The sequence below is a fragment of the Methylopila sp. 73B genome (assembly GCF_000526315.1).
Classification (GTDB): Bacteria; Pseudomonadota; Alphaproteobacteria; order Rhizobiales; family Methylopilaceae; genus Methylopila.
The window spans coordinates 2013546-2037918 of record NZ_JAFV01000001.1 but is presented as its reverse complement, the minus strand read 5'-3'; the positions used below and the strand labels follow the sequence as shown (position 1 = coordinate 2037918).

General features: G+C 70.3%; 27 protein-coding genes. 10 read left to right on the top strand and 17 right to left on the bottom strand.

Annotated features, from left to right (window positions below):
* The first annotated feature begins 34 nt into the window (after positions 1 to 34).
* The 4 genes from K244_RS0109900 (at position 35) to K244_RS0109885 (ending at position 2728) form a co-directional block, all read left to right on the top strand.
* Positions 35 to 571: a DUF1285 domain-containing protein gene (locus K244_RS0109900; RefSeq protein WP_245259809.1), complete on the top strand. Its 537-nt coding sequence runs from the start codon at positions 35 to 37 to the stop codon at positions 569 to 571.
* Between the two features lie 137 nt (positions 572 to 708).
* Entirely contained in the window at positions 709 to 1239 is a 531-nt protein-coding gene (locus tag K244_RS0109895; protein WP_245259751.1) for a CoA pyrophosphatase, read from the top strand.
* On the top strand, positions 1236 to 1511 hold the full coding sequence (locus tag K244_RS0109890; RefSeq protein WP_024816415.1) for a DUF6111 family protein: 276 nt from the start codon (positions 1236 to 1238) through the stop codon (positions 1509 to 1511). Before K244_RS0109895 ends, K244_RS0109890 begins: the two co-directional genes overlap by 4 nt.
* The gene (locus tag K244_RS0109885) at positions 1508 to 2728 is read left to right on the top strand and encodes a CCA tRNA nucleotidyltransferase (protein ID WP_020186100.1); all 1221 of its coding nucleotides are present in this window, start codon (positions 1508 to 1510) and stop codon (positions 2726 to 2728) included. Before K244_RS0109890 ends, K244_RS0109885 begins: the two co-directional genes overlap by 4 nt.
* 257 nt (positions 2729 to 2985) lie before the next feature.
* Here K244_RS0109885 and K244_RS0109880 read toward each other — a convergent pair whose 3' ends face one another.
* The 11 genes from K244_RS0109880 to K244_RS0109830 all read right to left on the bottom strand — a co-directional run bounded on the left by K244_RS0109880 (position 2986) and on the right by K244_RS0109830 (position 15777).
* Complete coding sequence (locus K244_RS0109880) at positions 2986 to 4587, bottom strand: peptide chain release factor 3 (RefSeq protein ID WP_020186099.1); 1602 nt, start codon at positions 4585 to 4587, stop codon at positions 2986 to 2988.
* Between the two features lie 193 nt (positions 4588 to 4780).
* A complete protein-coding gene (locus K244_RS0109875; RefSeq protein ID WP_020186098.1) occupies positions 4781 to 5656 on the bottom strand; it encodes a metallophosphoesterase in 876 nt (291 codons plus the stop codon).
* Positions 5653 to 6594: a diacylglycerol kinase family protein gene (locus K244_RS0109870; protein WP_020186097.1), complete on the bottom strand. Its 942-nt coding sequence runs from the start codon at positions 6592 to 6594 to the stop codon at positions 5653 to 5655. The genes K244_RS0109875 and K244_RS0109870 overlap by 4 nt, the downstream gene beginning before the upstream one ends.
* 25 nt (positions 6595 to 6619) lie before the next feature.
* Positions 6620 to 8020, bottom strand: a complete 1401-nt coding sequence (locus K244_RS0109865) for an amino acid permease (RefSeq protein WP_020186096.1) — start codon at positions 8018 to 8020, stop codon at positions 6620 to 6622.
* A gap of 169 nt (positions 8021 to 8189) precedes the next feature.
* A complete protein-coding gene (locus K244_RS23900) occupies positions 8190 to 10073 on the bottom strand; it encodes an OmpA family protein (protein WP_024816414.1) in 1884 nt (627 codons plus the stop codon).
* A 234-nt stretch (positions 10074 to 10307) separates the two neighbouring features.
* Positions 10308 to 11081: a fumarylacetoacetate hydrolase family protein gene (locus K244_RS0109855; protein WP_020186095.1), complete on the bottom strand. Its 774-nt coding sequence runs from the start codon at positions 11079 to 11081 to the stop codon at positions 10308 to 10310.
* An 82-nt stretch (positions 11082 to 11163) separates the two neighbouring features.
* A complete protein-coding gene (locus tag K244_RS0109850; protein ID WP_020186094.1) occupies positions 11164 to 12045 on the bottom strand; it encodes a LysR family transcriptional regulator in 882 nt (293 codons plus the stop codon).
* Between the two features lie 103 nt (positions 12046 to 12148).
* A complete protein-coding gene (locus K244_RS0109845) occupies positions 12149 to 13579 on the bottom strand; it encodes a phospholipase D-like domain-containing protein (protein WP_020186093.1) in 1431 nt (476 codons plus the stop codon).
* A gap of 72 nt (positions 13580 to 13651) precedes the next feature.
* The gene (locus K244_RS0109840; RefSeq protein ID WP_020186092.1) at positions 13652 to 14626 is read right to left on the bottom strand and encodes a hypothetical protein; all 975 of its coding nucleotides are present in this window, start codon (positions 14624 to 14626) and stop codon (positions 13652 to 13654) included.
* Positions 14623 to 15132, bottom strand: coding sequence for a hypothetical protein (locus K244_RS0109835; RefSeq protein WP_020186091.1), 510 nt, complete (start codon positions 15130 to 15132; stop codon positions 14623 to 14625). Before K244_RS0109835 ends, K244_RS0109840 begins: the two co-directional genes overlap by 4 nt.
* A 15-nt stretch (positions 15133 to 15147) precedes the next feature.
* A complete protein-coding gene (locus K244_RS0109830) occupies positions 15148 to 15777 on the bottom strand; it encodes an HD family hydrolase (protein WP_036305651.1) in 630 nt (209 codons plus the stop codon).
* Between the two features lie 167 nt (positions 15778 to 15944).
* On the opposite strand from K244_RS0109830, the gene K244_RS0109825 reads away from it, so the two are divergent.
* Genes K244_RS0109825 through K244_RS0109815 form a run of 3 tightly spaced genes read left to right on the top strand, consistent with a single transcriptional unit; the run spans position 15945 to position 17853 of the window.
* Complete coding sequence (locus K244_RS0109825) at positions 15945 to 17273, top strand: dicarboxylate/amino acid:cation symporter (RefSeq protein ID WP_020186089.1); 1329 nt, start codon at positions 15945 to 15947, stop codon at positions 17271 to 17273.
* 59 nt (positions 17274 to 17332) lie between these two features.
* On the top strand, positions 17333 to 17590 hold the full coding sequence (locus tag K244_RS0109820; RefSeq protein ID WP_020186088.1) for a type II toxin-antitoxin system prevent-host-death family antitoxin: 258 nt from the start codon (positions 17333 to 17335) through the stop codon (positions 17588 to 17590).
* A complete protein-coding gene (locus K244_RS0109815; RefSeq protein WP_020186087.1) occupies positions 17587 to 17853 on the top strand; it encodes a Txe/YoeB family addiction module toxin in 267 nt (88 codons plus the stop codon). The genes K244_RS0109820 and K244_RS0109815 overlap by 4 nt, the downstream gene beginning before the upstream one ends.
* 43 nt (positions 17854 to 17896) lie before the next feature.
* Here the strand turns inward: K244_RS0109815 and K244_RS0109810 are convergent, their stop codons facing one another.
* Complete coding sequence (locus K244_RS0109810; RefSeq protein WP_020186086.1) at positions 17897 to 18487, bottom strand: DNA-3-methyladenine glycosylase I; 591 nt, start codon at positions 18485 to 18487, stop codon at positions 17897 to 17899.
* Positions 18484 to 19347, bottom strand: a complete 864-nt coding sequence (locus K244_RS0109805) for a folate-binding protein YgfZ (RefSeq protein WP_020186085.1) — start codon at positions 19345 to 19347, stop codon at positions 18484 to 18486. Before K244_RS0109805 ends, K244_RS0109810 begins: the two co-directional genes overlap by 4 nt.
* Positions 19348 to 19437: 90 nt before the next feature.
* Here K244_RS0109805 and K244_RS0109800 point away from each other — a divergent pair, with 90 nt between their 5' ends.
* Positions 19438 to 20769 (top strand): dihydroorotase, encoded by a 1332-nt coding sequence (locus K244_RS0109800; protein WP_020186084.1) that lies wholly within the window; start codon positions 19438 to 19440, stop codon positions 20767 to 20769.
* 135 nt (positions 20770 to 20904) lie between these two features.
* Positions 20905 to 21540, top strand: coding sequence for a LysE family transporter (locus K244_RS0109795; RefSeq protein WP_020186083.1), 636 nt, complete (start codon positions 20905 to 20907; stop codon positions 21538 to 21540).
* Between the two features lie 26 nt (positions 21541 to 21566).
* Here the strand turns inward: K244_RS0109795 and K244_RS0109790 are convergent, their stop codons facing one another.
* The 4 genes from K244_RS0109790 to K244_RS0109775 form a co-directional block, all read right to left on the bottom strand.
* Positions 21567 to 21824, bottom strand: coding sequence for a hypothetical protein (locus tag K244_RS0109790; RefSeq protein WP_020186082.1), 258 nt, complete (start codon positions 21822 to 21824; stop codon positions 21567 to 21569).
* Between the two features lie 112 nt (positions 21825 to 21936).
* The gene (locus K244_RS0109785; protein ID WP_020186081.1) at positions 21937 to 22365 is read right to left on the bottom strand and encodes a TIGR02301 family protein; all 429 of its coding nucleotides are present in this window, start codon (positions 22363 to 22365) and stop codon (positions 21937 to 21939) included.
* A 41-nt stretch (positions 22366 to 22406) separates the two neighbouring features.
* Positions 22407 to 22847 carry an NUDIX hydrolase gene (locus K244_RS0109780; RefSeq protein WP_020186080.1) on the bottom strand — a complete coding sequence of 147 codons (441 nt, stop codon included), beginning with the start codon at positions 22845 to 22847 and terminating at the stop codon, positions 22407 to 22409.
* A complete protein-coding gene (locus tag K244_RS0109775; protein WP_020186079.1) occupies positions 22844 to 23311 on the bottom strand; it encodes a hypothetical protein in 468 nt (155 codons plus the stop codon). The genes K244_RS0109780 and K244_RS0109775 overlap by 4 nt, the downstream gene beginning before the upstream one ends.
* A gap of 119 nt (positions 23312 to 23430) precedes the next feature.
* On the opposite strand from K244_RS0109775, the gene K244_RS0109770 reads away from it, so the two are divergent.
* Positions 23431 to 24138, top strand: coding sequence for an SOS response-associated peptidase (locus K244_RS0109770; RefSeq protein WP_020186078.1), 708 nt, complete (start codon positions 23431 to 23433; stop codon positions 24136 to 24138).
* Positions 24139 to 24373 lie beyond the last annotated feature (235 nt).

Below are 24373 nucleotides of genomic sequence, written 5' to 3'. Positions count from 1 at the left end.
GAGCGCGGCTCCCGGTGAGCCCGCTCCGGACCGGATGACCGCGCTCGCGGAGGCTGCGCGCGAGGCCTGCGCCCGCGGCGTCGCGCCTGTGCACAAATGGAATCCGGAACGCTGCGGCAGGCTAGACCTGGTCATTCGGGCGGACGGCTCCTGGATCTACGAGGGGTCGGCGATCCGCCGTCCGGCGCTCGTCAAGCTGTTCTCCACCGTGCTGCGGCGCGATCCCGAGGGCTACGTCCTCGTGACGCCGGCCGAGAAGCTCGACATCACCGTCGAGGACGCGCCCTTCCTTGCGGTGGAGTTGGCGAGCGACGGCGAGGGACCGGAGCGCCGCATTCGCTTCCGCACCAATGTGGACGACGTGGTGGACGTTGGGCCCGAGCACGCCCTGCGCTTCGAGGAGGCGACCGATGGCGGCTTCAAGCCTTACGTCCACGTGCGTTCCGACCTCTGGGCGCTGGTCGCCCGCTCCGCGGTCTACGATCTCGTCGACCTCGCCGAAGAGCAGAACGGGCGGCTCGGCGTCTGGGCCGGCGGCGTTTTCTTCTCCATGGCGGAGGCCGCCGCGTGAGGGGCGACGGCGTCGTTTCCGCCGCCGCGGCGAGAGATTTGGCTCCCGACGCGGCTTTCTCCCTCGATGACTTTCGCGCCCGCGCGGCGCGGCGCCTGCACGCGACGGCGCCCGACCCCGACGATCCAGAGACCGTCGTGGTTGGCGAACGGGACCTGCTGCCGCCGGACCGGATCCCGCGCGCCGCCGCGGTGCTGGTGGGCGTCGTGGCGCGGGAGGAGCCGCAACTGCTGTTCACCCAGCGCGCTGCGGGCCTTCCCGTCCACGCGGGCCAGATCTCGTTCCCCGGCGGCAAGCGCGATCCGGAGGACGCGTCCCCGCTCGCCACCGCCCTGCGGGAGGCGCAGGAGGAGGTCGGCCTCGACGCCGCGCTGGTGCGGCCGCTCGGCTACCTCGATCTCTACATCACGAACTCCGGCTTCGCGATCGTCGGCGTGGTGGCCGAGATCGCGCCGTCCTACGCGCTCACGCTGTCGCCCGGCGAGGTCGCGGACGCCTTCGAGGTTCCGCTCGGTTTCCTCATGCAGGAGGAGAATCACAGCGTCGAAATGCGCGAGTGGGCGGGCGGCCTTCGAAAAGTTCATCACATGCCGTGGCGGGAACGCCATATCTGGGGGGTCACCGCAGGCGTCCTGCGGAACCTCTACGATCGGCTTTACGCGGAATGACTCGCATTCTTTTCCAAATAGCCCTGTTTCTCTTGCCCTTCGTGGCCTACGCGGTCTGGCTGCACTTCGCCGGCCACGGCTGGCGCGCGCCCGAACGCTGGCGAGGCATTCCCCTGGTGTGGCTCGTCGGGATCGCGCTGGCGCTCACGCTCGGCAGCCTCGCAACCCTCGCGCTGACCACCGGCGGCTCGACCAAGGCGCTTTACATGCCCGCGCGCATGGAGAACGGCGTGTTCGTGCCCGGCCGCATGATCGAGCCCGACACGAAATGACCGTCTCGGCGCGGCTCGACGACGCCGCTTGGCTGACGGCGTCGCCGCTGCGCGAGGTTCTGGCCGCATTCGACAGCGACGGCGAAGAGGCCCGGATCGCCGGCGGCGCGGTGCGCGACGCCTGGCTCGGCCTGCCCCGCGGCGACATCGACATCGCGACGACGGCGCTGCCCGACGAAACCATGCGCCGCGCCCGCGCCGCGGGCTGGAAAGCGGTCCCCACGGGTCTCGATCACGGCACTGTAACGGTCGTCGCGGAGGGCCAGCCCTTCGAGGTGACGACGCTGCGGCGGGACGTGGCGACCGACGGCCGCCGCGCGGTGGTCGCCTTCACCCGCGACTGGGCGGAGGACGTGCGGCGTCGCGACCTCACCATGAACGGGCTCACCCTCGACCGCGACGGCTGCATCCATGACCTCGTCGGAGGCCTGGACGACCTGAAGGCCGGACGGGCGCGGTTCATCGGCGATCCGCACGAGCGCATCCGCGAGGACTATCTCCGCATCCTGCGCTTCTTCCGCTTTCACGCGCGGTTTGGACGGGGAGAGCTCGACCGCGAGGGCCTCGCCGCCGCCACCGCCGAGCGGGCGGGGCTCGCCACGCTGTCGCGCGAGCGCGTCCGGGCCGAACTGCTCAAGCTGCTCGTCGCGCCGCGGGCGGCGGAAACGCTGCGGACGATGGCCGAAGCGGGGCTGCTCGGCCTGTTGCTCGGCGGCGCGCCGCGCGTCCGCCGTTTCGAACGCATGGTCGAACTCGACGGCGCGGGCGACGCCGTTCTTCGTCTTGCGGCGCTGGCGCAGGTCGTGACGGAGGATGGCGAGCGGCTCCAGCGACGCCTTCGCCTGACCAACGCCGAGGCGCGGCGGCTCGCCGCCATCGGAGACACGCGACCGCCGTTGACGCCCGGCGTCGGCGAGGCTGCAGCCAAGGTCGCGCTCTACCGGCTGGGGCGGCAGGCGTTCGAGGATCGTGCGCGGCTCGGGTGGGCGGACGCCGGAGCGACGCCGCGCGACGCTGCGTGGGCGGACCTCGTCGCGCTCCCGGAAAGGTGGCCTGTGCCGAAGCCGCCGTTCGCGGCGGGCGACTTCATCGCGCGCGGCGTCGCGCCGGGACCAGCCCTTGGTCGCGCGCTGCGCGCGGCGGAAGAGGCATGGATTGAAGCGGGGTTTCCCGCCGGAGAGGAAGCCAAGGCGTTGATCGACGCCGCCGTCCGATAGGGCGCGGGCGTCCCTCCCCCGAAAGGGAGGGTGGACGGCCGAAGGCCGGCCGGGTGGGGTGGATTAAGGACCGCGCTCGACGCCCGAGACCCCACCCGACCCTTGGCTCCGCCAAGGGCCACCCTCCCAACGCCTGCGGCGCGAGGAGGGATCGCCTGCGGTAGATCTGATAGCGGCGAGATATCGAGGTTGATAAGGTCCTCCGGTCAGGCCAGAGGACGACGGTGGAGGCTGGGCGTCCGGTCCGCCGCCGACCCTTACGCCGCCACCTTCCGCACGTCCTTGACGTCCGTGAACTTGACCTTGCTCCACCGCTCCTGCGCGCGGTTCATCTGGAAGGCGGAGCCGGTGAGGAGCACCGGGTCGCCGTCGAGATCCTCCGCCGTGCTGGCGCGGTTGGCGTTCAGGAACTCGGCGAGGTCGAGCTTGTTCTCGGCCGACACCCAGCGGGCGAGCGAATACTGGCTCTGCTCGAACCCGACCTCGAGCCCATACTCGGCCTTGAGCCGACCCTCCATCACGTCGAGCTGCAGCGGGCCGACGACGCCGACGAGCGCGGGGGACCCGTCGACAGGGCGGAACACCTGCACCACGCCTTCCTCCGCCATCTCCTGCAGCGCCTGCTTCAGCTTCTTCGCCTTCATCGCGTCCTCAAGCCGGACGCGGCGCAGGATTTCCGGCGCGAAGCTCGGCACGCCGAGGAAGGACAGATTCTCGCCGTCCGTCAGTGTGTCGCCGATGCGCAGCAGGCCGTGGTTCGGGATGCCGACGACGTCGCCGGCGAAGGCTTCCTCCGCGAGTTGCCGGTCCTGCGCGAAGAAGAACTGCGGCGCGTGCAGGCCGATGGTCTTGGAGGTCCGGGTCTGCAGCGCCTTCATCCCGCGCGTCAGCTTGCCGGAGCAGAGCCGCACGAAGGCGATGCGGTCGCGGTGGTTCGGGTCCATGTTGGCCTGGACCTTGAACACGAAGGCCGTCATGCGCGCTTCCTCGGCCGCGACCGGGCGCTTGTCGCTGTCGAGCCCCTGCGGCGAGGGCGCGAGGTCGGCGAGGGCGTCCAGCAGGTCGCGGACGCCGAAGTTCCGGAGCGCCGAGCCGAACAGCACCGGCGTCAGGTGGCCCTCGCGGAACGAGGCGAGTTCGAAGGGCTTCAGCGCGCCCTGCGCCAGCTCCAGCTCCTCGGTCACCTCGGCCAGCCGATGCTCGGAGACGAGACCGCCCAGCGCCTCCAGCCCCGTTCCCGCCGGCTCGTCGCCGCCGTCGACCAGGCGGATGCGGCCGGAGCCGAGCTCGAAGGTGCCGGCGAAGTCGCGTCCGCGGCCGATCGGCCAGGTCAGGGGCGTTGCGTCGAGCGCGAGCGTGGTCTCGATCTCGTCGAGGATCTCGAACGGGTCGCGGCTCTCGCGGTCCATCTTGTTGATGAAGGTGACGATCGGGATGTCCCTGAGCCGGCAAACTTCGAACAGCTTGCGGGTGCGCGCCTCGATGCCCTTGGCGGCGTCGATCACCATGACCGCGCTATCGACGGCGGTGAGCGTGCGGTAGGTGTCCTCCGAGAAGTCCTCATGGCCCGGCGTGTCGAGCAGGTTGAAGACGCAGTCGCGGTACTCGAAGGTCATCACGGACGTCACGACCGAGATGCCGCGGTCGCGCTCGATCGCCATCCAGTCCGAACGCGTGCGGCGGCGTTCGCCCTTGGCCTTCACCTGCCCCGCGAGCTGGATCGCCCCGCCGAACATCAGCAGCTTCTCGGTCAGCGTGGTCTTGCCGGCGTCGGGATGCGAGATGATCGCGAAGGTGCGGCGACGCTTCACCTCGCGGGCGAGGGGCGTCTCAGGCGTGGCGAGGGCGGCGTCGGTCATGGCGTCGGGCGGATCTTTGGTCAGGCTCTGGAAACGCGCCGCTCGTGTCCCGGCTGCGCGCCGGGGCCCAAAACCGCCAATCGGCCCGAGCCTCAGCAGCGGCGTCGGAGCTCATGCGGCGAGGCCGCGCGTCCGTAGGGATCGTGAGGCGGTTGCGTGACACGGCGCGCCGCCCGGCGCAAGTTCCGAGCGGCTACCCCAGGCCCGCGGGCGCGTTTTCACGCCCCGCGATCTCCTCCACCACGGGCGCGTGAAACGGCAGCTCGCCCATGGTGAGCTTGGCTCCCTGGTCGCGCGCCGCGACGGCGACCCAACGCGCTCCGTCCCAGGCGCGCACTTCGAGATGCACCCGACCGCCGGGGCGCACGGTGATGCGGTGGTAGGCGTTGGGCTCGCCGCGCAGCCGCGTCGAGGTGGCCGTGGAGGCCTGCACCACGAGCAGCCGTGGCGCATCGCCCTGGTCGATCTCGTCGACATGGACGTAGCCGCGGTGCAGATGGCCGGCCAGCACCAGCCCGACGCGGTTGCGGCGGAAACAGGCGAGCGCGTCGTCGGCGCGCCCCACCACGTCGAGATCGGGCGCGTGCGCGGGCGGGTGGAGCGGGTGGTGCGCGACGATGATCCGGAACAGGTGCTCGGGCAGCGCCTCCAGGCGCTTGTTCAGCCGATGAAGCTGGCGGAGCCCGAAACGGCCCTTCGACCAGTCGAACCCCCAGGCCATGCGCCGCGCGGTGTTGAGGCCGATCACGGCCACCTGGTCGTTGGTCCAGGTCGGTTCGATCTCGCGCGCGATGAAGCGGCGCCAGCGCGCGTAGGGGTCGAGGAAGCGCTGGGCGAGATGGATGTAGGTGATGTCGTGATTGCCCGGCACCGCAAGCACGGGCGACTCCAGGCTGCGCAGGAAGGCGCCGGCGGAGCGGTACTCTTCGCGATAGGCGCGCTGCGTCAGGTCCCCGCTGACGATCACGAGGTCGGGTCGATCGTGGTTCAGTTCGTCCCTGAGGCCTTTGACGATTGCGGGATCGACGCGGTCGAAGTGCAGGTCCGAGATGTGGGCGAGGCGAGTCATGTCGCGCCCTCCAGCGCCGGGGCGTCCAGCGTCGCGGCGGTTTCCGGCGGACGCGGCGCGAGCACCTTCAGCGCCTTGTGGCGGGAGCGGTAGCGCAGGGGCGGCGTCAGCAGCATCGTCTCACCATCGTTCATGACGCGGAGCTTGCGGCGGCGGCTGGTCACCGCCAGCCGCGTCACCGGATAGGTTTCGAGATCCGCGTCCTTGCGCCAGGTGCCGAGCGCCATGCGCACCGAGAGCCGCACCAGCGGCCAGACGCTCAGGCGGCGGGTCGCGTAGACCACAAGCTGGCCCCGATCGAGTCGCGAGCGGGTCAGGACCTGCCCGAAGCCCTCGTCGTAGCCGTTGTTGGCGATCACGATCGCCTTGGCGCGGAACGCCGCGGGGCCGCGGCCGAGATCGAGCCCGATCCGCATCGGCGGGTAGCGGTAAAGGCCCTTGAGCCCGGCGGCGAAAAGCCGCCACCAGCCGAGCGCGCCCATGTGCTCGCGGTTCTTCTCCCGCCGTTCGGCGAGCCGGGCCGGCAGGCCGAGCATGGAGTTGCACAGAAACACCCGGCCGTTGACCTCGCCGACGTCGATCTCGCGGATTTCGCCGGCCGCCATCTGCTGGATCGCCGCGTCGACGTCGAGCGGCAGTCCGAGATCCTTGGCCAGCAGGTTCATCGTTCCGAAGGGCAACGGCGCGAGCGCCTTGTCCGTTCCCGTCAGAAGCTGGGCGGCGGTCGCGATCGTCCCGTCGCCGCCGGCGGTGACGATGGCGTCGACCGGCAGGGCCGCGGCCCGCGTCAGCCGGTCGGCGACGTCGCTGGCGTCTCCGTCGAGGACCGAGGCGACCTCTAGGCCGGCCGCGGTGAGCTTCGCCGCGAGTTCCTCGGCCATGCCGGTGCGCCCGAGCAGCGAACCGGACGAGCCGTTGACGACGAGAGCGACCCTCACGCTGTCCTACCCCTCGCCAAGGCGGTCACGCCTCGGCGGCCGCCTCGTCCTGCTCGATGAAGCGCTGCAGGCGCTCCTGATCCTGGCCCGCGCCGGTGACGAAGTAGAGCACGGCGATCAGCGCGATCAGGCCGAAGGCGATCGCGGGCGCCGCCAGCCCGCCTTCCTGGAACATCCGCACGACGATCAGCGTGGCGCAGATGATCGCGCCAAGGATCGGCACGATGATCGGCACCTCGAACTGCCCCGGCTTCTCCTCCGGACGCCGCTTCAGGATCACGAGCGCGATGTTCACGGCCGTGAACACGGTCAGCAGAAGAAGCACGGTCGCCTGGGCGAGAGCCTTGATGTCGCCGAGCAGCGACAGCACGGCGACGATCGCGAGCAGCGTCAGGATCGCCACATGCGGCGTGCGGCGGGTGGGATGGACCTTCCCGAGAGCCTGGGGCATCAGGCCCTGCTTCGACATGCCGTAGAGCAGACGGGAGCCCATGATCCAGTTCACCAGCGCCGTGTTCGACACCGCGAAGATCGTGACGACGGAGAGGATCACCGGCGGGAACCACGGCGCGGCCCGCTTCACCACCTCGACGAGCGCGAGCTCCTTCGGCAGTTCGCTGTAGTGCATCACCGAGACCGCGGAGATCGCCACCGCCATGTAGATGACGGTCGCGCCGATCATCGCGAGCACGATCGCAAGCGGCACGTTGCGGCTCGCGTCCTTGCACTCCTCGGACACGTTCAGCATGTCCTCGAAGCCGATGAACGAGAAGAAGGTCAGCACCGCGCCCTGCATGACGAGCACCGCGATGGTCCCGACTTCGCCGTTGTGGCTGGCCTCCGGCGGAAACTCCATCAGCGGGTTGGAGCCCCAGTAGCTCACGCTCACCGCGATCACCAGCAGAAGGCCCGAGGCCTCGATGATCGTGCACATGACGTTGAACCACATGCTCTCCTTGATGCCGCGCAGCAGGATGCCGGCGATGATCAGCAGGAAGCCGAAGGCCAGCACCCAGATCGGAACGGCGGTGAGGCCCAGCAGCTTCTGGAGGCTCGCGGCGACCACGTTGGACTGGGTCGCGATCGAGGTCAGGCCCGAGCATACGACCGCGAGGCCCACCACGTAAGACAGGAGCGGAATTCCGTAGGCGCGCTGGGTGACGTAGGCGGCGCCGCCGGCCTTGGGATGGCGCGAGACGACGTTGGCGTAGGACAGGCCGGTCAGCATCGCGGCGATCATGGACACCACGAAGGCCATCCATACGGCGCTTCCGAGCTGGCCGGCGGCCTGGCCGATCAGCCCGTAGATGCCGGCGCCGAGCATCGAGCCGAGGCCGTAGAGCGTGATCTGGAAGAGCGTTACGGAGCGATCGAGCGTAGGCTCGCCGTCCTTGGTCCGGGCGTCGGCTGCGTCTGTGGCGCTCATCGTCGGCAGGTCCCCTCGTGCTCGCGGCCGTTCGGCCATCCGTCCATCATTGGGCACCTAGAGCGTTACGCCGCCGCCGCCACCTCTTCGCCGCAATTCCCCGCGGCGCAAAAAGAAACGCGCGGGCCAAAAGGGCCCGCGCGTTCATCGTCGCCGCGCGAATTGCGCGTCAGTTCGCCTGGCTGGTCTGCAGCAGCGGCGTGATGTTGCGGACGGTCACGCGCCGGTTGCGCTCCTCGGGGCCGTCCGTCTTCACCTTCAGATACTGCTCGCCGTAGCCCTGGGTCGTCAGGTTCTCGGCCGGGACGTCGAAGTACTTCGTGAGCACCTCGGCGACCGCCTCGGCGCGACGGTCCGACAGCGAGAGGTTGTCGTCGTCGGAGCCGACCGCGTCGGTGTGGCCTTCGATCAGGAAGATCGTCTTCGGATCCTTCTTGACCGCGTCCTCCATCGCGAGGCCGACGTTCTCGAGCTTCGTGATCTGGTCGTCCCGAACCTCCCACGAGCCCGTGTCGAAGGTCACCGAATCGAGATCGACCGAACGCACCCGATCGCGCAGCGGCGGATTGGTGCGGATCTCGTCCAGCGTGTAGCGACGCTCGACGCGCTCCACCGGCGGCGCCGCGAAGGCCGTCTCGATGTCGTCGTACGAGGCGGTGTCGGCGTCGACGACGTACTCCTCGCGCGGGATCGAGATCCGGGGCGGCGGCAAGCCAAGGTCGATGAACGCGCCGATCGCGCCGCCGCCGCGCGGGCGATTGTCGATCAGGACGTACTCTTCGCCGCGGTAGCGACGGGTGCGGCGGAGCAGGCGGCCGTCGTCGTCCACATAGGTGTAGACCTCGGATCCGTCCGGACGCACGGAGATGCGCACGCGTTCGTCGCCCCGACGCTCCTCGCGCCAATCACGGGCGCCGATGCGGAAGCGCGCACCTTCGTCACGACGAATGATCGTTCGGCCGCCCTCGCGGATGATGGTGCGGTCGCCTTCGGTGATCACCACCCGATCGCCGTCGCGCCGCTCCTTACGCTGATCGCGCAGGCGGTCGATGCGGTCGTTCTGCCGATCCCTGTCGCGGCTCGCGTCGCGACGCTCGTCGCGGATGCGCTCCTGGAGACGCTCGATGCGCTGCTTCTGATCCGAGGTGCGGCCCTCTTCGCGGCGATCGTCGCGCCGATCACGGGCGGCGTCCCTGCGATCGTCCCGGCGGTCCTCGGCGGCGTCCTTGCGGTCGTCCTGGCGCTTCTCGCGAAGCTCCTTCAGACGATCCTCACGCCGATCGTCGGCGGTGTCCTTCTTGTCCTTGGCGGCGTCCTTGCGATCGTCGCGCCGATCCTCGACAGCGTCCTTGCGGTCTTCCTGACGCTTTTCGCGAAGCTCCTTCAGGCGCTCGTCGCGGCTGTCCTGAGCGGTGTCGCTCTTGTCCTTGACGGCGTCCTTGCGATCCTGCTCGCGCTTGTCCTGAACGGTTTCGCGCTTCTCCTGCGCGTCCTTCCGCTTGTCGTCCTGCTGAGCGTCCTGGCGCTGCTCGCGGATAGCCTTCTGGCGATCCTCGCGGGCGTCGTCGCGCTTCTCAGGGGCGGCCTCGCGGCGCTCAGGGGCGGCCTCGCGCTTCTCCTGCACGCGCTGCTCGCGCCGTTCCTGCTGCTCCTGCGCGCGCTGCTGGCGGCGCTCGTCGGCTGCGTCGTTGCGGTCCGGCTTCTCGGCGCGCTCGGGCTTTTCCGCCCGCTCCGCCCGCTCCGCCCGCTCCGCCCGGTCGGCGCGTTCAGGCTTTTCAGCGCGCTCCGGACGCTCGGCTCGCTCAGGCCGTTCCGCGCGCTCAGGCCTTTCGGCGCGTTCGGGCCGCTCGGCCCGCTCAGGCTTTTCGGCGCGCTCGGGGCGCTGGGCGCGTTCGGGGCGGTCTCCGCCGCGACCACGGTCCTCGTCGCTCTGCGCGAGGACGATCGGTCGGTCGTCGGAGAGGGCCGGACCGGACGCGGCGATGCTCGGCGCAGAGGCCGCAAGCAACGGCAGCGCGACGCCGGCGAGAAGAAGATATCGTGTCGTCTTCATAACCAACCTTGTTTCGTTTCCGGCGCCCGCCTCTTTCGTGCGGCGATCGCCAATAAGCCCCAAGCGTCACTTGGAGCAATGACGTCCGATTACGACCACTGCGTGACGTATTCGGATGCGAAAATAGCCGTAGGGCGAGCCTTCAGCCCAGCTGGTGCTTCTGGGTAGGCCTTTCGACATGAACGGCGCGTGAATAGGCTCGTTTCAACGCAGCGATCGGGCAAACGTTCCCGGTCAGTCGGCGCTGATTGTCAGCGTCGCGGAGCCCAGGCCCTCGAACGAAACGGTGACCGTTTCCCCAGCCCCCGCCTGGTGGAACGGCGTCGCCGAGCCGGTCGTCACGACGTCCGTCGCCTTCAGGTGGTGTGGGCCCTCCCGCAGACGGTTGGCCAGCGCGACCAGCAATCGCGTCGGATCGCCCCCGGTGTTGCCGCCCTCATGCTCAAAAATCGTCTCGCCGTTGATTTCCAGCCGCACCGGGGCGCGGTCGAGCGGACCGGCGGGCGGCTCCGACGAGGCGGCCCCGAGGATCAGCAGCCCGTGGCTCTGGCGATCGGCCATGCGCCACAGCGCCGGCTGCTCGCTCCAGCGCTCGAAGGCGGTGTCGAGCACCTCGATCGCCGGATGCCAGGTCGCGACGGCGGCGAGGACCTCCTCGCGCGAATACGGCGTCTCGCGCGCCGGAAGGTCTCGGCCCAGCCGCACGGCGATTTCCGCTTCGACGGCCCAGAGCTTGAGAGCCGAGGCCGGAAGCGCAGCGGGGCTGTCATGGATGGTCGACGCCGTGAGCGCGCCCTGGCCGGGCTCGGCCTCCGGGGTCGGCGCGCCGACCTTCCAGCCGACGATCGGGCCGATCGCGGCGACGCCGGCATAGTGCATGGCCATCGCTTCCGCCTCGTCCGCCGGGGCGAGGTCGGCGGGGAGGCCCGCAAGCTGGACGCCGCTGCGGCGCGCTTCTTCCAAAAGGCGGGCGGCGGCGGCGATCTTCGCGGGCGCGGCGTCGGGCATGTGGCGATCCTTGAGCTGAGAACGAGCGAGCATTGGGTCCGATTTGCGCCAGCCCGTCGAGGTTTCGGGACGTCGTCGCGCCTCAGGCCGTGCGGCCCTCGAACGCCGGCCTGAGGCGCGTCAGTTCATGGCCGACATGGTCCATGAAGGCGCGCACGCGGGCGCTCGATCGCAGATCGGGATGCGTCAGAAGCCAGAGCTCGGCGGGCGCCTTGCGTGGCGGATCGAACACGCGGGCGAGGCCCGGCCTCATATCGCCGATGAAGCAGGGCAGGGGACCGACGCCGAGACCGGCTTCGATCGCCTCCGCCATGCCGAGCACCGTCGAGATGCGGTAGACCGTGCGATGCTCGCCGACGGTCTCGCGCAGCCAGCGCTGCAGCAGGGAGAGCATGTCGCCCGGGCCGATCCAGTCGTCGTCCTGCAACTCCGCGACCTCCCCCACCGGGGCGCGCGGGGCCTTGGCGTAGATCGCCCAGCCGAGCTCGGCGATCCGGCGGCCGACAAGCGTCTCGGGCGGGCTGGCCGTGGCGCGGATCGCGACGTCGGCGTCGCGCTTGGACAGATTGAGCGCATCGTTGCCGATGACGACGTCGAGGATGATGTCGGGATAAGCTTTCCGGAATCCGGCGAAGATCGCCGTCAGCGGGTGGATCAACAGGCTGTCGTTGGTGGTGACGCGCAGTTCGCCCGCCGGCGCGAGGTCCTGTCCGGAGATGCGCCGCTCGAAGGCGACGATGTCGTCCGCCATACGGTCTGCGACGCTCAGCATCTCCTCGCCGGCGGCCGTGAGGCCATAGCCCGCGCGTCCGCGCTCGAACAGGCGCGCGCCCAACTGCTCCTCAAGCGCGCCGAGCCGCCGAAACACAGTCGAGGCGTTGACGTTGAGGAGCGTCGCGGCGCCAGCGAGCGAGCGCCGTTCGGCCACGGCCTTCACAAGCCGAAAGTCGTCCCAGGCGAGCATGGATGGCCTCCGTCGGCGACAGGCGGCGAAGAAAGACGTCGCCGGACTAGACTATTCGGGCCGCCCTGTCATGGGCGGCCTCGGATTCTGGGCGGCCTCAGATTCAGCGCAAGCGGAGCTTCCGGCGCGCCCGCCGCCAGAAGCTGGGCGGTCGCTCGGGATCGACCAGGTCGTTCTCCGACAGCGCGTCTTCGATCTCCCCCACCTCCCGCGCCTCCAGCGGCGCGAGGCGGCGCCCCGCGGCGGCGAACGCCTCGATCGCGGCGATCAGCGAGCCGGCCTCATCGATCTTGCGGGCGACGTCCTCGGCGGCGACGCCGAGATGCTCCGCCAGCAGATCGTCGCGCACCCAGCGGATGCGCGCCCTGAGCGCTTTGTCGTCGGATCGCGCCTCGACGGCGAGGTCGCTCTCGGTGTCGAAGCCCATGGAGCGGTTGTTGAGGTTGGACGACCCGACCTTCAGCAGCCGGTCGTCCACGATCATCACCTTGGCGTGGACGTAGATCGGGGCGCCGGCTGCGGTTTGCGGGAAATAGATGCGGAACCGCCCATGACGGTCCGCGCGGCGGACGAACCGTATCAGCTTGGAGCGCGCCGACCCCATGGTCGTCTCCTCCAGCCAGCCGTCCTGCGCGGCCGGATTGACGATGACGATCTCCGGTCCCTCCGGCTCCTGCAGCCGCGCGGCGATCGCCTCCGCGATCTTGCGCGAGGCGAAGTACTGGCTCTCGATGTAGAGCGTGTTCCGGGCGCTCGCGATGGCGGCGAGGTAGAGGCGCTCGATCTCGCAGACCTGTTCGATCGCGTCGTAGGCGCCGACGGTGCGCGCGATCCCGACGTCGACGTCGGTCATCGTCGGCTCGAGGAAGTTCGGCCACAGATCCTCCGCCACCGATGGGGGAGGAAGGTCTTCGTCCGTCGCGCGCCGCCAGCGTTCGCGGGCGAGCTCGCCGAGCGCCGCGGCGAGCGAGCCGTCGACGCAGATGGTCGCGTCGTGCCAGGGCTGCAGCGGTTTGCCCCGCGGCGAGCGGCGCGCCGGGTCGTCGTCCTTGTGCGCGCGGGTGTCCCAGCGTCCGAGCGTCATGTCGATGCCGCCGCAGAAGGCCAAGGCGTCGTCGACCACCACGATCTTTTGGTGATGCGCCGCGAGCGGGGGATGAGCGGCGTCGAGCTTCATCCGGATGTTCGTCTTCCACATCCACTGCAGCATGTAGAACGGCGTCTCGCCGCGCCCGAGCGTCTCGATCATGCCGAGGTTCCATTTCAGCAGATGGATGCTCACCTCCGGGCGCCGGTCGGCGATCCAGCTGAGGAACGGCCCCAGCGCGTTCGGGCCCTCGAGGGTTTCGCCTTCGGGCTCAAGCTCGATCCGGCTGTCGAAGTCCCAGCCGATCAGCAGCACGGAACGCTGCGCCTTCAGAATGGCGGAGCGGGCGGCGCGGTAGTAGTCGGCGGCGTCGACGATGACCGACAGGCGGTTCGCATGCGCGATCCGCCAGCAGGTGTCGCCAGGGATGAGGATGTCGGAAGCCATCGATGTCCGGGAGGGAAGGCGGGCAGGGGGTTATAGGGCGGGGTCGCCCCGCGTCTCGCCCTCTCGTTCGGCTCAGCCCCGCCCCAAGCGCAGCCCCGGCGCCGGACGCTCCTCCAGCGCTTCGCGCCGGAAGCGGTAGAGCTGCGCGGGGCGTCCGCCGGTCGCGGTCTCGGCGGCGCCGGTCGGCTCGACGAGGGCCGCGGCCTCCACCAGCCGACGGAAGTTCTGCTTGTGGAGATGGCGCCCGGCCACCGCCTCGACGGTGCGCTGGAGCGCGGTCAGCGTGAACTGCCGCGGCATCAGCTCGAACACCAGCGGCCGGTACTTCAGCTTGGCCCGGATGCGCCCCATGGCGGTGGCGAGGATGCGGCGGTGGTCGTCGCGCATGGCCGCGCCGAGCTGCGGCAGGGCCGCGCGGCCGAGCGCCGCCGGCCGGCCGTCGCGGGCCGCCTCCTCGACGAGGCCCGCCTCGTAAAGCAGCTCGTAGCGGTCGAGCACCTTCTCCTCGTCCCAGGGGGCGCCGTCGAAGCCGAAGCATTGCCGGGCGCGGACGAGGCGGGGCAGCGCCCGGCCGGTCTCCGCCTCCGGCGCTTCCGCCGTCCATTGCGCGAGGGCCGGCAGGATCTGCGCGTCGAGGACGTCGGGACGGCGCTCCCGCCAGTCCTCCCAGGGAAAGAAGCCGTACCACGGCCGGAACGCGGCGCCGGCGGCCGCCAGAGCCGCGCCGTCGCGCGGTCGGCGGGTGAGCGCGAGATAACCGATCGACACCATGTGCGGCGCGAGGTCTCCCGGCTCCGCCGCCCGGCCGCGGTCGCCGAAGGTGTAGAGCTGCTCGACGTAGCCGACGTCGAGCGCGGTCTGCTCGGCGATCGAGCTGCGGAGCGCGATCTCGAGCGTGCGGTCGCGCAAGGGGTCGAACGAGCCCGACGGCAGGCCGAGCGCCTTGCCGCCGCCGGGGGGCTGCGCCACCAGGATCAGCGGCCTGTCGCCTTCGACCGCGACCACCGCCGCCGACAGGCCGACGCCGACGGTCGCAGCCGGCGTCACCGTACGGGCCCCGTCGGCAGCGCGAAGACCTCGCCCTCGAAGGCGTCCACGCCCCGGCCGATGGCGGCGATCGCCGCGCGCATCCGCCCGCCGCGGCCGAGGGCGTCGTCCGCGAGCGCCACGACCAGAGCGTTCGGCGTGGCGCTCGGGCTCAGGCGCCGGAGCTCCTGCGCGATCTCCGCCTCGTCGCGGTCCGGCGTCCGCGCGCAGGCGATGGCGTAGGCCATGGCGGGCGAGCGGCTGACGCCGGCGTAGCAGTGCACGAGCAGCGGGAGGTCGTCTCGGCTCGCGAAGGCCAGCGCCTCGGCGACATGGGCCGCGTCGGGCGCGACGTGGCCGTCCCGCGCGCCAAGCAGGTCGTGAAAGGTCACCGTCAGATGGTCTTCGGCCGCGACGCCCGGGGGGCGTGGCGTCGGCAGGCCGCCGCTGGTCAGCGTGAGCACGCGCCGGACGCCATAGCGCGCGACGCTGTCTTCGAGCTGCGAGGCGGGGCAGACGACGATCATCCGTTTATCTCCCCATCAGCCGTGGAGCGTTTCGAACCGCGCGAGAAAGCGTCGCGCCGCAAGCTCCGCCGGCCAAGGCGTCAAATCGACCTCCGCCGGAGCGCCTTCCGGACGGCCGAAAATGCGGCGCGCATCGGCTAGCGAAAAGCCGGCGAGCCGGGTCGCCTCCAGGAAGGCCGCCGAGCGATCCGCGCGCTTCAGCAGTTTCGTCGCGCTCTCGCCGCGCTCCGGCGGCAGCCCGAAGCGGACGTGGATCGCGCGCATCAAGCGGTCCTCCACCGCCTTGTACTCGCCGCCGAGCACGGCCTTGAAGGGGCTGATCATGTCGCCGATGACGTATTCCGGCGCGTCGTGCAGCAGCACCGTCAGGCGCAGCCGCGCGTCGCAGCCTGGCGAGAGGCGCGCCGCGATGTCCTCCACCAGCACCGAATGCTGCGCCACCGAGAAGATGTGCTCGCCGCTCGTCTGCCCGTTCCAGCGCGCGACCCGCGCGAGCCCGTGGGCGATGTCCGCGATCTCGACATCCAGCGGCGACGGGTCGAGCAGGTCCAGCCGACGGCCGGACAGCATGCGCTGCCATGCGCGGGGGGCGGCGTCGCGGGCGGCGGGGCGAGGGGGGACGGGCGTCGTAGGGCGAGGCGTCATGGGGCGGGCGAATCTCGAACGTGCGGCGTGACCCCATCGTTGAAGTCGCCCGCACGCCCGGACGCAAGCGAGACAAGCGGGGCTATAGCGCCGCGCGGCGCTCGCCCTCGCGGCTTCGTGATCTAGCTCTCACCCCAAGCAGAGGGCGCGCCGGGAGGAGAGCGATCATGGTTACGACCCACGCAGCGGAGCCCGTCGCTCCTAGGGCGTCCCGTCCCTGGTACCGGATCCTCTACCTCCAGGTTCTGATCGCCATCGCGATCGGCATCCTGCTGGGCTATCTCGCGCCCGATCTCGCGAAGCAGATGAAGCCGCTCGGGGACGCCTTCATCAAGCTGATCAAGATGCTGATCGCGCCGATCATCTTCCTCACCGTGGTGCACGGCATCGCCGGCATGGAGGACATGCGCAAGGTCGGGCGCGTGGGCCTCAAGGCGTTGATTTACTTCGAGGCTTTGACGACTGTGGCGCTCATCATCGGCCTCGTCATCGTCAACCTGCTGAAGCCGGGCGCCGGCATGAACGTCGACCCTTCGACGCTCGACGCCGGGTCGATCGCGAAATACCAGAAGGCGGCCGAAGGCCAGTCGGTTTCGGACTTCTTCCTTCACATCATACCGGACGCGGTGGTCGGGGCCTTCGCGCAGGGCGAGATCATCCAGGTGCTGTTCTTCGCGGTGCTGTTCGCCGTCGCGCTGCACATGGTGGGCGAGAAGGGCAAGCCCGTGATGGCGTTGATCGACTCGTCAATGGACGTGTTCTTCAAGATCATCGGCATCGTGATGAAGGTCGCGCCCATCGGCGCCTTCGGCGCCATGGCCTACACCATCGGCTCCCAGGGCCTCGGAGCGCTCGCCTCGCTGCTCTACCTGATGCTCGGCTTCTACGTCACCTGCCTGATCTTCATCTTCGGCGTGCTGGGGATCGTGGCCTACGTCGCCGGCTTTTCGATCTTCAAGTTCGTCCGCTACATCCGCGAGGAGCTGCTGATCGTCCTCGGCACCTCCTCGTCCGAGTCCGTGCTGCCGCGGATGCTGGACAAGATGAAGCGCGCCGGCGCGGACGAATCGGTCGTCGGTCTCGTCATTCCTGCGGGCTACTCCTTCAACCTCGACGGCACCTGCATCTATCTGACGATGGCCGCGATCTTCCTGGCCCAGGCCACCAACACCGAGCAGACGCTCTGGGAGCAGATCGGCATCCTCGCCATCCTGCTGCTGACGTCGAAGGGCGCCGCCGGCGTCACGGGCTCGGGCTTCATCGTGCTCGCCGCGACCCTTCAGTCCGTCGAGCACATTCCCATCGCCGCCATCGCGCTGATCCTCGGCGTCGATCGCTTCATGTCCGAGGCCCGCGCGCTGACCAATCTCGTCGGCAATGGCGTCGCCACCATCGTCGTCGCGAAGTGGGAGGGCGCGCTGGACGAACGACGGCTGCACGCCCAGCTCGACAGCGGAGGGACGGACGAGGAGCTTGCGGCGCCCGCGCGGGCGTAAGCTTGCGCCCACGCTGCTAAGTGTACATATTTCGGTACAGTCCTGAAGCGGAGGGCGCGATGCCGTCTCATGTCGGTTTCACCGAGTTTCGACAGAACCTTGCGACCCATCTCGACGAGGTCGTGGACAGCCGCGCGCCGCTTCTGGTGACGCGGAAGGGGGGCCGTTCGGTCGTCGTGATCTCCGAAGAGGAGTGGCGCGGGATGGAGGAGACGCTTTACCTTATGAGCAACCCGCGCAACGCCCAGCACCTGCTGGACTCGATCGCCGAACTAAATGCCGGGAAGGGCGTCGAACGTGACCTGATCGAGAAATGAAGCTCACGTTCTCGGAAAGGTCTTGGGCGGCGTATCTGTACTGGCAGGAGCACGACGCCGAGATACTTGAAAAGATAAACGTCCTGATCCGGGACGCGAAGCGATCGCCCTTCTCGGGCCTAGGAAAGCCGGAGCCTCTTAAAAATGAACTTAAGGGCTGGTGGTCCCGCCGCATCAACCGTGAGCACCGCCTCATCTATCGGGTGGTGGGCGCCGGCGATGAACAGACGCTCGAAATCGCCACGTGCCGCTTCCACTACTGACGGGCTTGATTCTCGTCGGTGACAGCGGGTCCCGATTGCTCGCTCACGCCTCGCCTTTCCGCCAGCAGTCCGCGAAGTGGTCGTCGATCATGCCGACCGCCTGCATGAAGGCGTAGACGATCACCGGGCCGCAGAAGGTGAAGCGGCGGCGCTTCAGGTCCTTCGAAAGCGCCTCGGACAGCGGGGTGGAGACCGGGACCTCGCCCCGCTCGCGCCACGGGTTGACGATCGGCGCGCCGCCGACGAAGCCCCAGAGGTACTCCGAAAAGTCCTCGCCGCGCTCGCGCATGGCGAGCACCGCACGTGCGGACTTCACCGCCCCTTCGATCTTGGCGCGGGAGCGCACGATGCCGGCGTCGCCCAGCAGCCGCGCGACGTCGGCTTCGCCAAAGCGCGCCACGACCTCCGGCTCGAAGCCCTGGAAGGCCGTGCGGAAGCCCTCCCGCTTGCGCAGGATCGTGATCCACGCGAGCCCGGCCTGAAAGCCGTCCAGCACCAGCTTCTCGTAGAGCGCGCGGGAGTCCCGTTCGGGGCGCCCCCAGTCGGTGTCGTGGTAGGCGACGTAGAGCGGGTCGGTCCCGCACCAGGCGCAGCGGCGTTTTCCGTCGGCGTGACGGGGCGCGGCTTCGCTCACGCGGCCGTCTCGCCGGGGAAGGCGAACCGGGCCCAGGCGGGCTTCTCGACCGTCAGCATGGCGGCGCCCGCCATCAGCGGCACGCCTGCGGCGCGGGCCTCCTCCGCGCGGTCGAGCCGCAGCAGCGCGAGACCGCGGCCTTCGATCGCCGAGCCCATGCGCCCGACGACGCGTTCGCCAGCCGTCACCGCCGCGCCGATCTCCGGCGGAAGGCCGTCGATCCGAACGGGCGCGACGCGGGTGCGGGCGGTGCCCCGGTGCTCCATGCGGCTCACGATCTCCTGGCCGACATAACAGCCCTTCTTGAAGTCGATGCCGTTGAGCTGCTCCATGCAGGCCTCGTGCGGAAAGGCGTCGCCGTAGACGAAGTCGAGCCCCCCCTGCGGCACCCCGAGCGTGACGCGGTGCGCGCGCCAGCCCTCCGGGCCGACGTCGATCACGCCCTCGGGAAGCGTCCCATCGGCCGGCAGGTAGGCGCGGGCGCCGAGGGCCGCGAGCCGCGGATCGAAGACGAGCGAGGGCAGGCCGGTCGGCAAAAGCCCGTCGCCCCACAGCGCCGCGACGCGGGTTTCCGCGCTGGTGTCGCGCACCTCGACCTTCGAGCGCAGCTTGTAGAGGCCGAGCTTGCGCACGAGATCGGGCACGAGAAACGTCGGCGCGTCGAGGCGGACGCCCCCCGGGATCGCCGAGGCGAGCAGGTCGACGGCGATCTTGCCCTGAGGCGTCAGGAGCGCGGCATAGGCGGCGCGGCCGGGAGCCAGCCCTCCGACGTCGTTCGAGAGCAGATTGTCGAGGAAGCGGCCGGCGTCGGCGCCGGTCACCTCGATCGTTCCACGCATGTCCAGGATCGCGCCGCGCATTGGTCTCGGTTCCTGTTGCCTTCGATGCCGCGCGAAGGTAGGCCCCCGGGAGCCCCGCCTTCAAGCCGAACCTTTTTCGGAGGACGCCCAATGTCCGAGACCTTCGACCTCCTGCTCAAAGGCGGAACCGTGGTCAACCAGGACGGCGAGCGCCGCGCCGATTTGGGCGTCCGCGCCGGCCGCGTGGCCGCCATCGGCGATCTCGCGGCTGCGTCCGGCGGCGAGATCGTGGACTGCGCAGGGCTTCACCTGTTGCCGGGCGTGATCGACACGCAGGTGCATTTCCGCGAGCCGGGCGCGATCCACAAGGAAGACCTGGAGACGGGCTCGCGCGCGGCCGTGCTCGGCGGCGTGACGGCGGTGTTCGAAATGCCGAACACCAACCCGCTGACAGTCACGCCCGAGGCGCTGGCCGACAAGCTCGCCCGCGCCAAGGGCCGCATGCACTGCGACCACGCCTTCTTCGTCGGCGGCACCCACGACAACGCGAGGGACGTGGCCGAGTTGGAGCGCCTGCCCGGCGCTGCAGGCATCAAGATCTTCATGGGTTCGTCCACCGGCTCGCTGTTGGTGCAGGACGACGACGGCGTCTCGGAGATCCTGAAGCGCACCCGCCGCCGCGTGTCGTTCCACTCCGAGGACGAGCCCCGGCTGACCGAGCGCAAGGGCGAGCGCATCCCCGGCGACCCGTCCAGCCACCCGGTCTGGCGCGACGCGGAGGCGGCGCTGAAATGCACCCGCCGCCTCACCGCGATCGCGCGGCGACACGGCGCCAAGATCCACGTGCTGCACATCTCCACGGCCGAGGAGATGCGTTATCTCGCCGACTACAAGGACGTGGCGACGGTCGAGACCACCCCGCACCATCTCACCATGGGCTCGGACGCCTACGCCCGGCTCGGCACGCGCGCGCAGATGAACCCGCCGGTGCGCGACGACGCCCACCGCGCCGGCATCTGGTGGGGCCTGCACCAGGGGATCGTCGACGTGTTGGGCTCCGACCATGCGCCCCACACGCTGGAGGAGAAGGCCAAGACCTATCCCGACAGCCCCTCGGGCATGACCGGCGTGCAGACGCTGGTGCCGATCATGCTCGACCATGTCGCCGCGGGCCGCCTCAGCCTGGCGCGGTTCGTGGACCTGACGAGCGCCGGGCCGGCGCGCATCTTCGGCATCGCGACGAAGGGCCGGCTCGCGGTCGGCTACGACGCCGACGTGACCGTGGTCGACCTCAAGCGCCGGGAGACGATCACGAACGGCTGGATCGGCTCGCGGAGCCAGTGGACCCCCTACGACGGCGTGTCGGTGCAGGGCTGGCCGGTCGGAACCATCCTTCGCGGCCGCCGCGTGATGTGGGAGAGCGAGATCCTCGCGCCGGGAACCGGCGAGCCGGTGCGCTTCATCGACACGCTCCGGAGTTGATCGGCTAGGCGATCACGCGCGCTTGCGGGAGACGGCCCGAGCCCCATGTTGCCCTGCGAAGCGACCGCGGGCTAAGACCGCAGTCGTCCGTGCACAACCCGCGCTTCGGCGCGAGTCTCCGGGGAGACGCTTCGCGTGATCGACGACGTTTCGCTGATCGCGACGGGCGTGGCCATCGGCGTCGGCGTCAATGCGCCGGTCGGGCCGGTGAACGTGATGTGCATCCACCGCGCGATCCGCAACGGCCCGGCCTCGGCCATGGCGGCGGGGGCCGGGGCGTTCACGGCGGACGTGCTGTTCGCGGGGCTCGCGGCCTTCGGCGTGACGGCGATCTCGAGCTTCATCGAAGGCCATCTCAGCGTCATCAAGGTGGTGGGCGGCGCCATCCTGATCGCCTTCGGCGTCAAGCTGCTCTATGCGCCCTCGAAGGGCGCGGCGCCCGCCAACGACACGCGCATGTCGCTGTTCCGCGCGGCGCTCGCGTCCTTCGCCCTCACGGTGACGAACCCGGCCGTGCTCTTGGGTTTTTTCGCGATCTTCGGCGGCCTCGCCGGGATCGGCGAGGAGGTCGGCGACTTCGGCGCCGCGGCGCTGCTGACGATCGGCGTGGCGATCGGCAGCGCCGCGTGGTGGCTGATGCTCTCGATGGGAGCGAGCCGACTGCGGGAGCGGATCGCCGAGAAGTGGCTCGGCCGCCTCAACACGGTGTCGGGCGGCGGGCTCGCGCTGTTCGGTTTCGCGGTGCTGATCAGCGTCGCGCTGGGGTACTGAAGGGTAACGCCGGGTTAACCCGCGGGTTAATGCGCGAGGCTCGGGAGCGTGTAGTCGCCTTTCCGCAGCCGGTCGGGCAGCCGCTCGACGAAACGGGCGGTCGCTTCCTCGCCGAAGGACAGCACCAGCTCCTTCAGCGCGGCGAACAGCGCGGCGTGCGCGACGCAGTCCGGCGCGATGCCGTCCAGCAGCGCCTCCTCCCACGCCTCGTCGAGATACGCGAGCGCGGCGCGGCGGTCGTCGACGGCGCCTTCGTCCGTCGCGGCCGAATCGTCATGAGCCATGGCGTCCCTTCCCTGTCCGCCTGAGACTCTAATGGAAGGGCGGCGGGGGCGCAGCGATTCTCGAAAAAAGGGTTAACGCCGGAGGGAAAAGTTAAACGACTTCTCCGCCGCGTCAGGGCCCGTAGCGGGCGTTGACCTCGGTCGCGATCGCCGAGACCTCCTGCAGGAAGCGCGCGGTCGCGACCTCGGCCGCGGGGGTGCAGGCGTGGTAGCTCCGCGCCCAGGCCCGGTAGCTGGCGTTGAAGGCGCCGGCGAGCGCGTCGCGCCGCTCGGGCGCGGGAGCCTCCGCCGCGATCAGCGCCGACATGCGGTCGCGCCAGACGTCGGCGTCCTTCGCCTTGCAGACGGCGCGCAGGTGATGGAGCGCGCCGAGCGTCTCGGCCAGGCGGATCAGCTTGGGCTCGTAGGGCGCCGCGGCGGCCGGGAGCTGGGGGGCGGGCGGCGGCGGGGCGGGCGCCGCCTTGGGCTCGCGCGGCTGGGCGGCCGCGGGCGCCGTCGCGAGCAGCAGGCCGGCGAGCGCGGCGCGAAGAACGGTCGACATGCCGCGCACCCTCGCGCGCGGACACAGGCTTCGCAAGCGCGTCATCGAAGCCGCGCCGCCGCGCGGGCGACGACGGCGCTGAGCCCGGGCGTCGTCTCGAGGGCGTCCAACTGGTCGGGGCGGACCCAGGCGATCTCGATCGCCTCCGGACCCGTGGCGCCGTCGCCGGCGACCCAGCTGCCGGCGTAGGCGAGGATCGTCACGTGCCGTTCAACCACGCCCTCGGGCGAGCGCAGGATCACCTCGACCACGTCCGCGAGCGCGACCGCCGTCGCCCGCACGCCGGTCTCCTCGTGGAGCTCCCGCACCGCCGCCTCCGCCGCGGTTTCGCCGAGCTCCACCATGCCGCCGGGAAGCGACCACAGCCCGACCGCGGGCGGCTTGCCGCGCCGGGCGATCAGGACCTCCCCGTCGCGGAAGCAGGCGAGGCTCGCCGCGAGCAGAGGGCGCGCGGGCCGCAGCCGTCCCTCGTCGTCGCTCACGCCGAGGGGGCGCCGTGGATCAGCGCGTCGGCGCGGGCGAGCATCGGGCGCAACTCCAGCGCGGCCGTCGGCCCGAGCGTCATGACGGCGTCGTCGTCGGCCGAGTCGAGCGCTTGCTGCACCTCGGTCAGCTTGGCGTCGATCGCCGCCACCGTGGCGTCGAAGGGCGCCCGGATGTGGGCGGGCGCGGCCTCGTAGGCGGCGACGGCGACCGCCCGGCCGCGGAAGCCGGAACGCTCGAAATGCTCGCGGTAGCTCGCCGGCCGCCACGCAAGCACGTCCTCGCGCATCTCCGGCATGTCGGCCAGCAGATCGAGCAGCATGGCGACTTCGTTGAAGTGGTTGAGGTAATCGGTGGCGAGCCCGGTCAGGGGGTGCACGTTCGCGGCCTTCAACGCCTCCGGCGTCAGCGCGACGTCGGCGTCGGCCTCGGGGGCGTTCTGGAGAAGCTCGGCGGCGATCATGGAGACTGCGGTTCCGGGGCGCGCGACGTCCTTCGCGCGCGTTTCACGCCAGATGATCGTGGCGTTTCGGTTTCCTGCAAGTTAAGCCTCGGCCTGCAAGGGCCTCAGGGGTTTTACGCATGTGTGGTCGCTACGCCCAAACCACGAGCCGCAGATCGCTCGAAGCGCTGCTGCGCGCCGCCGCCGACGCGGACTTTCCCGCGCGGTACAACATCGCCCCGACGCAGATGATCCCGGTCGCGCTTGTCGAGGACGGCGCGCGGCGCATCGCGCTCCACCGCTGGGGCCTCGTGCCGGAGTTCGCGCCCGACGTCGCCTCGGGTCCGCTGATGTTCAACGCCCGGGCCGAGACGCTGGCCCAGAAGCCGGCCTTCCGCTCCGCGCTGCAGCGCCGCCGCTGCCTGGTGCCGGCGGACGGCTGGTACGAGTGGCGCGCGGTGGGGCGCTTCAAGCAGCCCTATCTCATTCGGCGGCCGGACCGCGCGCCCGTCATGTTCGCCGGGATCTGGGAAAGCTGGAAGCGGCCGGACGGCGAGGCCCTGCGGTCGGTCGCGATCGTGACGGTGACCGCCAGTCCCGATCTCGCCGTGGTGCATGACCGGATGCCGGCGGTGCTGCCGCCGGAGACCTGGGAGGCCTGGCTCGACATCCGCGTCGACGGCCGCAGCCTCGCTTTGCGCGGCCTGCACCCCGCGCCGGTCGGAACCTTCGAAACGGTGACGGTGGGCGCGCGCGTCAACCAGGCGACGAACGACGGCCCCGAGGTGCAGGAGCCCGCGCCGGCGATCGCCGAACCTGTCGCCGACGCGCAGCCGCGGCTGATCTGAAAGTCGTTTGGGCCTGACGGAGCGGTCCGAGCGATCTTCGTCCTCCCATGGCTTGAACCAGAGCCTTACGCCGTCGAACGCTCGGTTCGGCGGGGAAGCGCGGTCGTCCGCCGGCGAAGGACCAGCGCCCATCCCGATCGAGCACTGACCCCAGGTCGGCCGCAACCCTGGCGCCCTCTGGGGACAGTGGACACCCCGCGCGCCTCAGTATACGTACTTTAGTATATGCCTCCTA

Bases quoted from the DNA above. Each gene is read 5' to 3' on its own strand.
- K244_RS0109900 (WP_245259809.1), top strand. From the start codon at position 35: ATGACCGCGCTCGCGGAGGCTGCGCGCGAGGCCTGCGCCCGCGGCGTC.
- K244_RS0109890 (WP_024816415.1), top strand. From the start codon at position 1,236: ATGACTCGCATTCTTTTCCAAATAGCCCTGTTTCTCTTGCCCTTCGTG.
- K244_RS0109885 (WP_020186100.1), top strand. From the start codon at position 1,508: ATGACCGTCTCGGCGCGGCTCGACGACGCCGCTTGGCTGACGGCGTCG.
- K244_RS0109880 (WP_020186099.1), bottom strand. From the start codon at position 4,587: ATGACCGACGCCGCCCTCGCCACGCCTGAGACGCCCCTCGCCCGCGAG.
- K244_RS0109875 (WP_020186098.1), bottom strand. From the start codon at position 5,656: ATGACTCGCCTCGCCCACATCTCGGACCTGCACTTCGACCGCGTCGAT.
- K244_RS0109865 (WP_020186096.1), bottom strand. From the start codon at position 8,020: ATGAGCGCCACAGACGCAGCCGACGCCCGGACCAAGGACGGCGAGCCT.
- K244_RS23900 (WP_024816414.1), bottom strand. From the start codon at position 10,073: ATGAAGACGACACGATATCTTCTTCTCGCCGGCGTCGCGCTGCCGTTG.
- K244_RS0109855 (WP_020186095.1), bottom strand. From the start codon at position 11,081: ATGCCCGACGCCGCGCCCGCGAAGATCGCCGCCGCCGCCCGCCTTTTG.
- K244_RS0109850 (WP_020186094.1), bottom strand. From the start codon at position 12,045: ATGCTCGCCTGGGACGACTTTCGGCTTGTGAAGGCCGTGGCCGAACGG.
- K244_RS0109845 (WP_020186093.1), bottom strand. From the start codon at position 13,579: ATGGCTTCCGACATCCTCATCCCTGGCGACACCTGCTGGCGGATCGCG.
- K244_RS0109835 (WP_020186091.1), bottom strand. From the start codon at position 15,132: ATGATCGTCGTCTGCCCCGCCTCGCAGCTCGAAGACAGCGTCGCGCGC.
- K244_RS0109830 (WP_036305651.1), bottom strand. From the start codon at position 15,777: ATGACGCCTCGCCCTACGACGCCCGTCCCCCCTCGCCCCGCCGCCCGC.
- K244_RS0109825 (WP_020186089.1), top strand. From the start codon at position 15,945: ATGGTTACGACCCACGCAGCGGAGCCCGTCGCTCCTAGGGCGTCCCGT.
- K244_RS0109820 (WP_020186088.1), top strand. From the start codon at position 17,333: ATGCCGTCTCATGTCGGTTTCACCGAGTTTCGACAGAACCTTGCGACC.
- K244_RS0109815 (WP_020186087.1), top strand. From the start codon at position 17,587: ATGAAGCTCACGTTCTCGGAAAGGTCTTGGGCGGCGTATCTGTACTGG.
- K244_RS0109805 (WP_020186085.1), bottom strand. From the start codon at position 19,347: ATGCGCGGCGCGATCCTGGACATGCGTGGAACGATCGAGGTGACCGGC.
- K244_RS0109800 (WP_020186084.1), top strand. From the start codon at position 19,438: ATGTCCGAGACCTTCGACCTCCTGCTCAAAGGCGGAACCGTGGTCAAC.
- K244_RS0109790 (WP_020186082.1), bottom strand. From the start codon at position 21,824: ATGGCTCATGACGATTCGGCCGCGACGGACGAAGGCGCCGTCGACGAC.
- K244_RS0109785 (WP_020186081.1), bottom strand. From the start codon at position 22,365: ATGTCGACCGTTCTTCGCGCCGCGCTCGCCGGCCTGCTGCTCGCGACG.
- K244_RS0109775 (WP_020186079.1), bottom strand. From the start codon at position 23,311: ATGATCGCCGCCGAGCTTCTCCAGAACGCCCCCGAGGCCGACGCCGAC.
- K244_RS0109770 (WP_020186078.1), top strand. From the start codon at position 23,431: ATGTGTGGTCGCTACGCCCAAACCACGAGCCGCAGATCGCTCGAAGCG.